Origin of the sequence: Enterovibrio gelatinilyticus (assembly GCF_028683095.1) — a bacterium.
Lineage (GTDB): Bacteria > Pseudomonadota > Gammaproteobacteria > Enterobacterales > Vibrionaceae > Enterovibrio > Enterovibrio gelatinilyticus.
Genome location: NZ_JAJUBC010000021.1, coordinates 45,526 through 58,097, shown reverse-complemented (window position 1 = coordinate 58,097; position 12,572 = coordinate 45,526). Strand labels below are relative to the sequence as shown.

General features: G+C 43.8%; 7 protein-coding genes and 5 tRNA genes. 3 read left to right on the top strand and 9 right to left on the bottom strand.

All coding sequences use genetic code 11. The annotated features are described in order from the left end of the window. The first annotated feature begins 196 nt into the window (after nucleotides 1-196). Genes LRP50_RS17110 through LRP50_RS17100 form a run of 3 tightly spaced genes read left to right on the top strand, consistent with a single transcriptional unit; the run spans nucleotide 197 to nucleotide 3,466 of the window. Nucleotides 197-1,135, top strand: coding sequence for a phytanoyl-CoA dioxygenase family protein (locus LRP50_RS17110; RefSeq protein ID WP_274165707.1), 939 nt, complete (start codon nucleotides 197-199; stop codon nucleotides 1,133-1,135). A 58-nt stretch (nucleotides 1,136-1,193) separates the two neighbouring features. Next, complete coding sequence (locus LRP50_RS17105) at nucleotides 1,194-2,102, top strand: Gfo/Idh/MocA family protein (protein ID WP_274165674.1); 909 nt, start codon at nucleotides 1,194-1,196, stop codon at nucleotides 2,100-2,102. Beyond that, nucleotides 2,099-3,466 (top strand): MATE family efflux transporter, encoded by a 1,368-nt coding sequence (locus tag LRP50_RS17100; protein ID WP_274165673.1) that lies wholly within the window; start codon nucleotides 2,099-2,101, stop codon nucleotides 3,464-3,466. The genes LRP50_RS17105 and LRP50_RS17100 overlap by 4 nt, the downstream gene beginning before the upstream one ends. A 16-nt stretch (nucleotides 3,467-3,482) precedes the next feature. Here LRP50_RS17100 and LRP50_RS17095 read toward each other — a convergent pair whose 3' ends face one another. From LRP50_RS17095 to LRP50_RS17055, 9 genes are all read right to left on the bottom strand, one after another. Further along, nucleotides 3,483-4,301 carry a helix-turn-helix transcriptional regulator gene (locus LRP50_RS17095; RefSeq protein ID WP_274165672.1) on the bottom strand — a complete coding sequence of 273 codons (819 nt, stop codon included), beginning with the start codon at nucleotides 4,299-4,301 and terminating at the stop codon, nucleotides 3,483-3,485. A gap of 353 nt (nucleotides 4,302-4,654) precedes the next feature. Then, nucleotides 4,655-7,075, bottom strand: a complete 2,421-nt coding sequence (locus LRP50_RS17090; protein WP_274165671.1) for a family 20 glycosylhydrolase — start codon at nucleotides 7,073-7,075, stop codon at nucleotides 4,655-4,657. Nucleotides 7,076-8,010: 935 nt separating this feature from the next. Continuing rightward, a tRNA-Leu gene (locus tag LRP50_RS17085) sits at nucleotides 8,011-8,097 on the bottom strand. A gap of 83 nt (nucleotides 8,098-8,180) precedes the next feature. Continuing rightward, a tRNA-Gly gene (locus LRP50_RS17080) sits at nucleotides 8,181-8,256 on the bottom strand. Between the two features lie 33 nt (nucleotides 8,257-8,289). Further along, nucleotides 8,290-8,366: transfer RNA gene (locus tag LRP50_RS17075), tRNA-Met, on the bottom strand. A 79-nt stretch (nucleotides 8,367-8,445) separates the two neighbouring features. Further along, nucleotides 8,446-8,521, bottom strand: a tRNA-Gly gene (locus tag LRP50_RS17070). 3 nt (nucleotides 8,522-8,524) lie between these two features. After that, a tRNA-Cys gene (locus LRP50_RS17065) sits at nucleotides 8,525-8,598 on the bottom strand. A 300-nt stretch (nucleotides 8,599-8,898) separates the two neighbouring features. After that, the gene (gene fabV / locus LRP50_RS17060; RefSeq protein ID WP_274165670.1) at nucleotides 8,899-10,101 is read right to left on the bottom strand and encodes an enoyl-ACP reductase FabV; all 1,203 of its coding nucleotides are present in this window, start codon (nucleotides 10,099-10,101) and stop codon (nucleotides 8,899-8,901) included. A 159-nt stretch (nucleotides 10,102-10,260) separates the two neighbouring features. Beyond that, the gene (locus tag LRP50_RS17055; RefSeq protein WP_274165669.1) at nucleotides 10,261-12,555 is read right to left on the bottom strand and encodes an acyl-CoA dehydrogenase; all 2,295 of its coding nucleotides are present in this window, start codon (nucleotides 12,553-12,555) and stop codon (nucleotides 10,261-10,263) included. Between the last annotated feature and the right edge of the window lie 17 nt (nucleotides 12,556-12,572).

Below are 12,572 nucleotides of genomic sequence, written 5' to 3'. Positions count from 1 at the left end.
AGAAGCGTTAGGAAGGCGACCCTACTTTTCGGGGCAACATCAAGCCAAGGGTGAGTTCAGAATCTACGAACTAAGCATGACACTGAAGATAAATAGTAATTTTCTCTATAAAAGTTAATACTTTCGCACCTGTTTAAGCGCAATTTTCCCGCATATTATACAACCTGATTTTTAAAGGTTAGGTTGTACAGTGGAAATGATTAGCCAATATAAAAGCGTTGTAGAAAAGCAACCGTATTTATCAGAAAGCAATAATTTTGAAAGTATTTTATCCAATGAAAAAAAGGAATTCTTAGAAAAAAATGGGTATGTCATCATTGAAGATGCTGCCCCAACAAATCTTTGCAATAGCTCTGTTGATGCAATTTGTGAATTCTTAGACATCTCCCGCATAGAGCCAAGTTCATGGTACAAAGAGCGACCTCTAAATTCTATTGGATTGGTACCTTTACATCAACACCCCGCATTTTGGGACATAAGGCAACATCCTAAGATATATAATACTTTTCGTCATCTCCTTGATGAAGATGAACTTTGGGTTACAATGGACAGAGCCTCATTCAGACCTCCATGCAGATATGATTTAGAAGCATATGGTAACGATGAAAATCCCATGCATTGGGACTATGACTTCCGTCTACGAAATAAAAACTTATATCAAGGCCTCATATACCTTACTGATACACATCAAAACCAGGGTGCATTTGCATGTGTCCCTAGCGTTTATAAGAAAATAAGAGATGGTAAATTCGAGCACGCGAATGCACTAGAAAAATTTGGTTCAAAAGGTTTATTTCTACGTGATGTCATGGAATTCACGGAGAAGGATATTATTACTATTGATGCTCCTGCAGGTAGTTTAATTATCTGGGATGCACGCCTGCCACACGGGTGTGTAAGCAATCACTACCATATGCCTCGTTTTGTTCAATTTATCACTATGTTTCGTGCTGATGATATTGACTCAATACCAACAGAAGTAGAGCAAAGTCGCGATGAAAGAATAGACTGCTTCATGAAAATGAGAGCCCCTGAATGTCATAGAAACTTGAATGGGCAACTCGATCCTGAACCATATAACAGAGCCAAGTTAAGCTCTCTTGGGGAAAAGCTACTTGGGGTCAAACGCTGGTAGTCACCTACTTTTATGAGTGCAGTCATCGTGCTGCATTCATGTACCGAGAGAGAATAATATGAAAATAGCACTCATTGGCCTAGGGGATATTGCATCTAAAGCTTACTTACCAATTCTGTCGCAAACGCCCAATATTGAACTTATTTTATGCTCACGAAACATACAAGTTTTAAAGAATCATTGCCATAGATACCAAATAAAACAAGGCTGTACCAATATTTTCAGTTTGAAAGAGCTAAATCCTGACGGTGTCATGATCCATACCTCTAGTGAATCACATCACACAATCGCTAGTTACTTTTTAAAGTTAGGCATCCCTGTTTTTGTTGATAAGCCTGGAGCAATGACTTTTCACGAATTTCGTGAACTGTCCGAGTTATCAGAACAAAAGAATACCCCGCTATTTGTAGGATTTAACCGAAGATATATACCAATTTGGAATGAAGCCATTCATTCAAACGATCTAAGAAGCATTCACTGGAAAAAAAACAGAGTCAATTTAGTTGCAATGCCGAGAGATTACATTTTCAATGATTTTATTCATGTTATTGATTCAGTCAACATTGATGGTGAACTTTCAGATGTAGACATAAACATAAACTTCATTGGGAAAGGGAGTAAATTGTCCACCATCAATGTGGATTGGAAACAATCAGGGAAGATTTTGACCGCCAGCATGAATAGAGAATATGGAAAGACATGTGAGTCCGTTGAGCTTTCTCTTATAAATGAAAGCTATCTATTTAACAATTTCACCCAAGGGGTCTACTGCATCAATGGGACAGAGCAGATAATTAGATCTTCTGATTGGAGTGATACGCTATATACAAAAGGGTTTCACTCAATGGTTGAACATTGGCTTGATATAGTAAGAAATAGGGAATCCAACATAGGTCACACACAACGAAGCTATAGTACACACTCAGTTTGTGAAACGATTACTCAACACATCATGGATAGACTATGACCGACAAGACGTTAGACGAGTCAAAAAATACTGAAGCTGTCAGTATGGGGCTAATAAAAATCACATGGCCTATCTTTTTGGAAGTTCTATTAACATATTTAATTAACTTCACAGACATACTTTTTTTGAATAAAATATCCGAACAGTCTGCCGCTGCAATTGGAACATTGATGCCAGTTGTAGTCATCCCTATTGTTATATTGCATTCATTATCCATCGGCACCACAGGCGTTCTTGGGCGAATGCTAGGTGCAAAAATACATGACAAGTTAGCAAAGAACTATCTATACACTGTTATATTCAATTTTTTCATTGGCCTAACAGTTATGATCGCATACTTATTACTCCATAATGAAATAGGCACAATGATGGGGTTGAGTAGCGAGATGAATGATCTCACATCCGCCTACTTACTTATTTTCACACCTGCACTATTAATTAAGTCCATCCAAATAGGCTACGGTAGTATTTTAAATGTAAATGGCTGGACAAAGCTGAACATGCAATCAACGCTAGTTGCCAACGCCGTTAACATTGGGCTTAATACGCTCTTTCTCTTCGGTGGATTAAACATAGGATTTAGTGGTGTTGAATGTGTGGCATTGGCCTCAGCCCTTTCATATTTTACCGGATTAGTCATTGTTATCTACTTTGTTCACATAAAGAAGAAAATCAAATTTGACTTTTCTGGCAGCTTTAAAGATTTCAAATCTTATTTATCACAAGTGTTAAATATAGGTGTCCCAGCCACAATGGAGCCTATGTCTTATGAGCTTAATAGATTTTTTATTACGATCACCGTCATTTCACTTGGTGCATTGGCTATCTCGACAAGAATCTACACTCTTAACTTGATTTTGATTCCCATTATATTTTCCCAATCAATTGGCGTGGGGAACCGAATTATCATCTCTCACCTTTTGGGTTCAGGTGAACTTGAGAAGATCAAAAATCAGATAAATCAAAGTATTACTCTTAGCGTCGCTGGTAGCAGCTTCATGCTCTTCATCATCTGGATGTTGTCCGATTACGCATTTCTCATCTTCACCCAAGATCCCAACATCTTGGCTTTAGGTGCTACTTTGCTAGCAATTGATCTACTTCGCCATCCTGCAGGCGCTATAAATATGGTCGTCGTTAACAGTCTCGTTGTTTCTGGTGATGCTAAGTACCCAGTTGGACTATCCATTACCAGTATGTGGTTACTCTGTTTACCCATGGTTTATTTCTTTGCCATCGTACTCGATTATGGCTTGATCGGCGTTTGGTTAGCTTTGCTCGTGGACGAGTATCTCCGGTGTGCAATATGCTTAACACGTTGGCGAAATGGTCACTGGAAAAACCAACCCCAAGTGTTCGCCTAGCCTGTCATTGTTCAGGCTATAAAGAAGTCCCCATGGACTGATAGTTTGCTAACTCTTTTTCAAGCTGTATCTCAATCAACTCTTGAGATACAGCATTGAACATCTGAGATAGCGATGCTTTCTGAGCTTCGTTAGCCCCACGTATAATCGGAGATAACATTGAGAGTCGATTGTTTCTACGGCGATTGAATATAGAAAAATCTGATGTACCAGTTTCAGACCAACGATTATCCAATTGTAAGGCGGCATGAGAACGGGCAAAAAAGGTGAATGGTATTCGAGGATGATTGCACGGTTTTTCATACTGTCGATACGTCTTATCAGATATACCGAGAAACTCAGCCAGTCTCTCTTGAGACAGCCCCAAGTGGTCACGAATTAACATCATGTTTTTTGCCACTTTAACGTAGTAGTTAAGTTCAATATCAAGGAGTACATCACTTAAATCGGGGACTAATCCCGAACTCACAATGGGTGTGATCGTGCTCTTCGTGATCTCTTGACTGAGCAGACACAGCGAATTGAAGGTGGCATCGCTAGCATGAGAAACCGTGCAATAAAACGGAGCCATTTCCCAACACGATGAGGATATATTTAGATACGGTGAATATTCAGTACCACACAACAGTAAATTGTTCGGAGAACCTGTCACAATTGACCATCTCGCTACTGAATGCATTTTTGCAACATCAACACCTTTCTCATACTTTCGGTATTGTGCAATTGACACACCAAAGGCATCTGCCATTGATTGCTGTTTCGCACCTGTAGTACGCCGATATCGAACTAAGTTTTTACCAATTTGTTGTGCAACTCCCTCATTGTCAAAATCCAAGTGCATGGGTGCCGGCAAGTTATTGATTTTTTCAAAGCAAAAATAGTCCAACTTAAAACCTTAATCAGCGTAAATTTGTGCATTGAGTAGACTATTGGTTTCCCTAACAGTTAATCCAGTGCCAAAAGGTTACTTTTGGTTAAGTTGCGACCTGCATATTAGATTTCTGCTTTCATAGTCAAGCAGAGGAACCTACACCCAAGATGATTCGCCATTTCATGTATTCAAAGCATTGTCATCACTGCGCTTTTATTAAGGCGACTAAAATTACCCTTTCAAAAAAACAACAAGACAGAAAAGCCTAGGAATCCCCTAGGCTTTGGTATTTGAAATCTACGGGCGTATTGGAACTGTTATTTTTTCAACGATTGAAGAAGCACTTCTACCGGTCTCACCAAGGCAACGATGATTTCATCTTGCGGTTGTGCAGAGTCAGAAATCTGCTTCGCGTATTTCGTGAACTCCGCGCGACTTAGGGTTTCATTGCTGAGTTTTTTTGAAATCAATAGGTTTCCTAATTTCGCCATCGCGAATGCGTGTTCAGCAACCGGGATAGAATCCTTCATGGCGTGATTGTTTGCCATTAGGCTAACCACCGCATTGTGATTGGCGATAATGTTATAAAAGTCACCTTGGAGTGTGAGGATGTCTTTTTCTTCGTTAGACAGAGCCAGTTTTTCCATGTCGCGTATACGGTAAGACTCGACTGGTAAGGTATCAACATAGCGATTCAAACGTTCGAATTGATGATAAACACCATTGTTGAATTTGATCCAGTTACGCGCGTAATACTGAGCGGGTTCAATATACGTGGCCAAGGTGTTTAGCGCGGTTACATCGGTGGTACCCGCCAATCGAACTCGCATAGTATATGGCGTGGTTTCATGATCTAAGCCAACAGAGACCGTAGCCCACGCAGATACAGATTGCATGCGTTCGTACATAGAATCTTCGTCTGTGAGCTCTTTTGGTGACCATAGGCGTTCTGCAATCGCGTAGGCACGTGGGTACAAACGTACTGACAGTGTTTCGTCAGTTACGTTTTCGGCCCAAAGTGTCATCTCACCACCCAAAATTTGCGTTTCTAGGTTCTTAGGAAGTGCGAAGGGTTTGATGTTGTCTGGAATAACGGTTCCTGCCATATCGGTACCCGCAGTCTTATCGCCAAAGGTTGGCCAACGAACGTTACCAATAACTTGATATGAGGTGTCACCCTCAATCTTTCCGTTCTCCATGTCTAACACGAAATTGGTGTAAGACATGAAGTTGTCGAAATGACCGACGAAACGTTTGCCTGCTTCGTATTCCGTGACAACCACTTCAGCACGAGGTTTGCCTGCGTAATCAGTGAATGCACGCGCTTGACCGTTTTTGTCAGTGATAATGGTCAGGGTTCCGGTTCGGTCAGATCCTTTACCACGTGGTTTGCTCCACGTGTAGGTTTCGAACGTCTCGCCGCTGTGCAGAGCGTCATCAACGGTCAATCCTGACGGCATTGGGTCGTTACGGTAGTGGTAGCTCGTTGGCTGAGGTTGGTCAATGTAGTAACCCGTGGAAAGAATGCCTGTGTAGCCTTCTTTTGCAGCATCCGCGAGAGATTCATGCCCACGCCAGGATTGGATTGTGATTGTCTTTGGCAAATCAGGGTGGAATATTTCATCCCAACCGCTCATGTCTTTGTCGTATTTTGCTAGGATTTCTTGAACTTTGGCATTGAAGTAAGCTTGTAAGGCTCGAGGGTCTTTGATGCCTTGTTCCTTCATGTACGCTTGAATTTTTGCGTTCTTCTCCCATTCACCATACAAGGGTTCATCACCCCCAATGTGCAGGGATTTGTCAGGGAAAATGGCTGCCATCTCTGACACAATTGCATCAACAAAGGTAAATACATCTGGATTAGTTGGGTCGAGTAGCGGTGGGAACACACCCCACTCCGCAGTGCCCTCATAAGTTGATGCATCACCTGAACCGAGGTTAGGGTACGCCTTTACAATTTGGCTGGCGTGCGATGGCAGGTTGATTTCAGGGATAACTCGAATACCGCGATCGCGTGCATACGCTACCACGTCTTTAAGTTCTTCCTGTGTATAGAACTGCCCACCAAGCGATGTTTCTTGAAGCAATGGATAGGCTTTTGATTCGATGCGCCAGCCTTGGTCATCCGTAAGGTGCCAGTGGAGTACGTTCAACTTCGCCGATGCCATGCCGTCTATTTGACGCTTGATGGTTTCAAGCTCAACAAAATGTCGCGATGAGTCGATCAACAAGCCACGGTGTTTGAAGCGTGGCTCATCGTCGATTATTACGTTCGGTACGTAGGTTGAGTTTGCATCGGTCGTTATCAATTGCAAGAAGGTTTCTGCGCCATCAATTGCGCCGTCTGGATACGCCGAGGAAAGCGTGATCTGTCCATTTTTGCTAGTGATTTTGTAAGACTCATCGGTATCAATAGTCTGTACCAAAGACGTTGATGCCGCTTTTATATCAATCACTAGGGTTGCATCTGATTGTTTGTCTGCAATCGGATTGTTGAGTAGCAAACCTGTTTGTTTTTGCACACGATCAATAATGCGTTGACTCAGCTTTTCAACACGCTCGGAGCTATAACCTGAAATGAACAAAGAAAAATCTTGGTTAATCTCGGTGTTGCCTTCTTGGAGAGAGACCGAGCTTGGGTAAGGCATTAATTGAAGATCAGTGTTTGGCGCATCAGCAAGAGTTACAGGGGACAACAGAGCGGCAGAGATCAATAAACTGACAGCGGACTTCTTCATAGTTTTCCTTCAATACACATTATTTATTGGCGAATAGCATTTTTAGCTAAGTGCTTTGCGATTAAATTCAAGCTATAAATTAATAGAACAACCAACAAGGCTATCAATAGATTAACGTGATTTTTAGCAGCTATTTTTCGACATGGCGTTTAATAATTTTAGAAGGGCTCACAGTTATGCGATTGAGTGCAAGAATAATCATTTAATTCAATATGTTAACGCACCGTTTCCACTACCAACTCAAGGGTTATTTTCGCGGTTAAATATAGCTTTTACGAATGTATTTTGCCGTAACTCAGCGGCCTAGATGTTTAGAGAATTAGAGGTACGTTGTTTGCGCATAAAGCAAGATGTTGGATACAAATACCACTCAGAAAACAATGCGGGTTTGACCCGAGCCAAAGCTCTTGTCACTGAGTAATCAATCAATTTTCCATTCCTTCCTAACTGCTTTGCACCCTACTCTATAATCGATTAAGCTGGTTCTCTTGGGCAAGGAAGTGCCCATTATCGTGACATTGCGTGGACTAGGGATTATGAATAATTTTCGGGTTTTTCTATCAGTTTCGATATTCATAATAAGCGCATACTTCATTGTTGACCTGATTGTTTACAGTTTTGATTGGTTGCTGTTTTTTGTAAGTGCTGCTGGATTTGTCTGCTCGCATTATTTGTGGCCCCCAAAACATGACAATGAGACTTCATGGTATGACGTATTAGAAGTGATAGTTAATCTTCCATTTAGATCTGTATCATTATTCATTCGAGGACTAGGTAAAGTCTTTAAAGATGTAGATGCGGGGATAGATTTGTAAATAGACATAACAGCCATATTTCTTACTTCGTCCGGCGGCTGCACTTAAAAGGGCTTAGAGGCTTAGAACAAAATATACAGACGAAAAAAAAGCCCACCTTTCGGTGAGCTTTCTTAAAGATGGTGCCCCGGGCCGGACTTGAACCGGCACAACGCGAACGTCGAGGGATTTTAAATCCCTTGTGTCTACCAATTCCACCACCAGGGCACGCAATTCTTGATTGCGATGATAGGCACCATCGTCGTATGTATTTCTACATACTTACTTCCGATGAATCGAAAGTCAAAATTTGGAGCGACACACGAGGTTCGAACTCGTGACCTCAACCTTGGCAAGGTTGCGCTCTACCAGCTGAGCTAGTGTCGCAGTATTAATCGTTTTTCAACGATTAATAAAATGTGGTTGCGGGAGCCGGATTTGAACCAACGACCTTCGGGTTATGAGCCCGACGAGCTACCAGACTGCTCCATCCCGCGTCCGATTAACCGTTCAAAGTACGGCGTAAACTTACTCTTCTTCAGAGCTTTATCTCCCGACGTATCAGAAGACAAAATTTGGAGCGACACACGAGGTTCGAACTCGTGACCTCAACCTTGGCAAGGTTGCGCTCTACCAGCTGAGCTAGTGTCGCAAATGGAGGCGCGTCCCGGAGTCGAACCGAGGTACACGGATTTGCAATCCGCTGCATAGCCACTCTGCCAACGCGCCTTTGTTTCCCAACCCCTAGGGGTTCATACTCACTGGGGAAGTTGCCTTCCTCGTTGGTATGTGCCGCATTCTACCTAACTTTATGAGGCTGTCACGCATTAATTTAAGGGTTTTAGTTCGTTTGCTTTCTTATTGAGCAAATATGATAAATATCAGCCACATTGATCAAATTTTTAGCAAAAAGCTCTGGAAATTTTTCTCACAGCCCTTATAGAACACGCTCTCTGTATTCGAGATACAAAAAAGCCAGCAAGGTTTTGCTGGCTTTTCAATAACAAGCTAACGGTTTATCCGTTACTGTTAGATGGCTTGAACGTCAAAATCAATCTCAGTGTTAACGTCTGCGTCGTAATCAACACCGTCAATACCGAAACCAAACAGCTTCAAGAACTCTTCTTTGTACTCAACGTAGTCAGTCAGCTCTTTCAGGTTATCTGTGGTGATTTGAGGCCATAGCTCACGACAGTACTGTTGAATGTCGTCACGCAGTTCCCAATCGTCCAAACGTAGACGATTTTTGTCGTCCACTTCTGCAACCGAGCCATCGGCTTTGTATAGGCGCTGGCTGAACATGCGGTAAATCTGTTCCATACAGCCTTCGTGCACGCCTTCTTCACGCATTTTCTTGAATACCATGGCGATGTATAGAGGCATCACTGGAATCGCAGAAGACGCTTGTGTCACAACACTCTTTAGTACTGCAACGTTAGCCGTTCCACCTGTAGCAGAAAGCTTGTCGTTTAATGCTGATGCAGCACGATCTAGATCCATCTTGGCACGGCCCAAAGCGCCATCCCAGTAGATTGGCCAAGTCAGCTCGGTACCGATGTAGCTGTATGCGACAGTTTTACAACCATCAGCCAATACGCCGGCATCAGAAAGGGCTTGAATCCAAAGTTCCCAATCTTCTCCACCCATAACGGTGATGGTGTCTTTGATTTCTTCATCAGTAGCAGGGTCAACACTTGCAGAGATGATTTCATCTTTGTTGGTGTCAACCGCTGTTGAGGTATACACCTCACCAATTGGCTTCAGCGATGAACGCACCACTTCGCCCGTTTTTGGCAACTTACGTACTGGTGATGCCAGTGAGTAAACCACCATATCGATCTGACCGAGCTCTTCTTTGATCAGTGCGATGGTTTTCTTTTTCGCTTCGTCAGAGAACGCGTCGCCATTCAAGCTCTTAGAATAGAGGCCTTCTTCTTTCGCTAGTTTGTCGAATGCAGCAGTGTTGTACCAACCTGCAGTACCTGGCTTTCTCTCTGTGCCCGGTTTTTCGAAAAACACACCGATGGTCGCTGCACCACCGCCAAACGCTGCTGCAATGCGCGATGACAGGCCATAGCCACTAGATGAACCGACTACGAGCACACGTTTTGGTGCATTTGCAATTGGACCTTGAGCCTTGGTGTATTCGATTTGCTCTTTTACGTTGGCCTCACATCCTACTGGATGAGTGGTCGTACAGATAAATCCGCGAATTTTCGGTTTGATGATCATATTTAATGTTCCTTTCAAAGTTGGGCTTAGGATAAATACTTCATCTTGTTTTCGCACTCGTTTTTGTCGCAAAAGGCGCGTTTCAGTCAGTGGTTGGAGGTGTTAACGTAAAAAAACGCCGCAATTGCGGCGTTTTTGTCGATAAGATCTCGCTACGAGTTACGCGGCTTTTCCTTTCTTGCCACTTTTCGCAGGTTGCTTACTTGTATCAACAAACCAAGATGGTTCGAAGTTATCAACCTGAATCGCTTTCGAACGCAATGCGTCAGCTTGCTTGATTTTGTCGACTTCCTCTTGTGTCAATACATTCAGTTCTAGGGCTTTTTCAAGCCTGTCGCCCAATATGCCCTTCGCAGGAATTTGCCCTTGCTTAGCAGCCACGGCCATTTTCTTCTCTAGTGGCTTAATAGCCACCATCGCTTCAAATGCGCGTTCCATGATGGCGACAGGGTCGTCTTCTTTTGTTCCTACATAACAAAGGTGCGTTAAACGCTCGCGATGTGCGCCTGGTGTCATCAACAAATCCGCAATTTGATTGCTGATAGCATCTGAAGGGGCATCAAAATGCAGGCCAATCGGGAATAACAGCGTTTTCAATGTACGACCAACGCCCTTACGCGGGAAGTTGTTGAACGCACCATCAAAGGCTATCGCACATTGATGTAAGCAGTGCTGCAACGAATAGTGAACGAAAGGTAAATCTGTTTGCTGGCGGCCTTCGTCTTCATAACGTTTCAAGACTGCTGATGCCAAGTAGAGATGACTCAGCACATCCCCCAAACGAGCAGACAACATTTCACGACGTTTTAACTCGCCGCCGAGCGACAGCATAGAGACATCTGCGGTTACCGCTAACGCTCGGCTCATGCGCGACAGTTGACGGTAGTAATCTGCTGTTTCGCCTGACACCGGTGAACGGTTTAAGCGCGAACGAGTAAAGGCATTGGTGAACGCCATCAAGACATTTTTCGATGCAAAGCCGATATGCTTCATGAGCAAACCATCAAACTCTTGCGCACCTTTTGCATCATCGGTGTTCGCTGCCGCTTCCATTTCCTGAAGCACGTACGGGTGGCATCGTGTCGCGCCCTGACCAAAGATCATCAGGTTTCGCGTCAGGATATTTGCACCTTCTACCGTTATAGCCACAGGCATGCCGAAGTAATGGTGACCAATGTAGTTCAATGGCCCCAGCTGAATTGCACGTCCCGCATGGATATCCATCGAGTCATTCAAGATGGTACGCGCCAGTTCAGTCATGTGATATTTGGCAATCGCCGTGACAATACCCGGTTTCTCTTTCATGTCGAGCGAGGTGGTAGTTAGCGTTCGTGCCGCTTCTAACATGTAGGTGTGACCACCGATACGCCCTAACGCTTCAGCAACGCCTTCAAATTTACCGATGTGCATGCCAAATTGTTTACGTACGTACGAGTAGGCTCCAGTCGTGCGTGCTGCTAAGTGGCCCACCGCTGTACCAAGCGCTGGCAATGAAATACCACGCCCTGCCGACAGACATTCCACCAGCATGCGCCAGCCTTTGCCCACGTAATCTTGTCCACCAATAACCCAATCCATTGGGATGAAGACATCTTCACCACGTGTCGGGCCGTTCATGAATGACAAACCTAGCGGGTTGTGACGCTCGCCGATTTCAACGCCTTCATGATCTGTTGGGATCAACGCACACGTAATCCCTAAATTCTCTGTATCACCAATGAGGCCATCAGGATCATCAAGCTTGAATGCCAAACCCAATACGGTGGCAACAGGTGCTAGCGTTATGTAGCGCTTGTTCCACGACAAGCGAATACCCAGCACCTCTTCGCCATTGAACTTACCCATGCAAACCACGCCCTTATCAGGGATAGAGCCAGCATCAGAGCCTGCTTCTGGGCCAGTCAATGCAAAACATGGTACATCATCCCCATTGGCTAAACGTGGCAGCCAATAATCTTTTTGCGCTTCAGTACCATAGTGAGTAAGAAGCTCTCCGGGACCTAAAGAATTCGGCACCATGACGGTTACCGCTGCACTTAGGCTACGTGTCGCAATGCGTGAAACAATGGTTGAGTTCGCGTAAGCCGAAAATGCCAGCCCACCAAACTCTTTCGGAATGATCAACGAGAAGAATTTTTCTCGTTTGAGGTATTCCCACACTTCTGGAGGCAGATCTTTTCGTTCTTGAACGACCTCAAAGTCATTCAACATCGCCAGCAAGGTTTCCAATTGGTTATCAATGAACGCCTGCTCGTCGTCCGACAATCGAGGTTTAGGGTAGTGCAGCAAGGTACCCCAGTCTGGATTACCAGCGAACAATTCGCCGTCCCACCAAACACTGCCAGCTTCCATTGCTTCACGTTCTGTAATCGACAACGGTGGAAGTACTTTTTTGAAGAACTTAAACGCAGGGTCGCTCAAATAGCGTCTTCTTAGCGATGGTTGAGAGCTCATGATTCAGATCCTTTTGT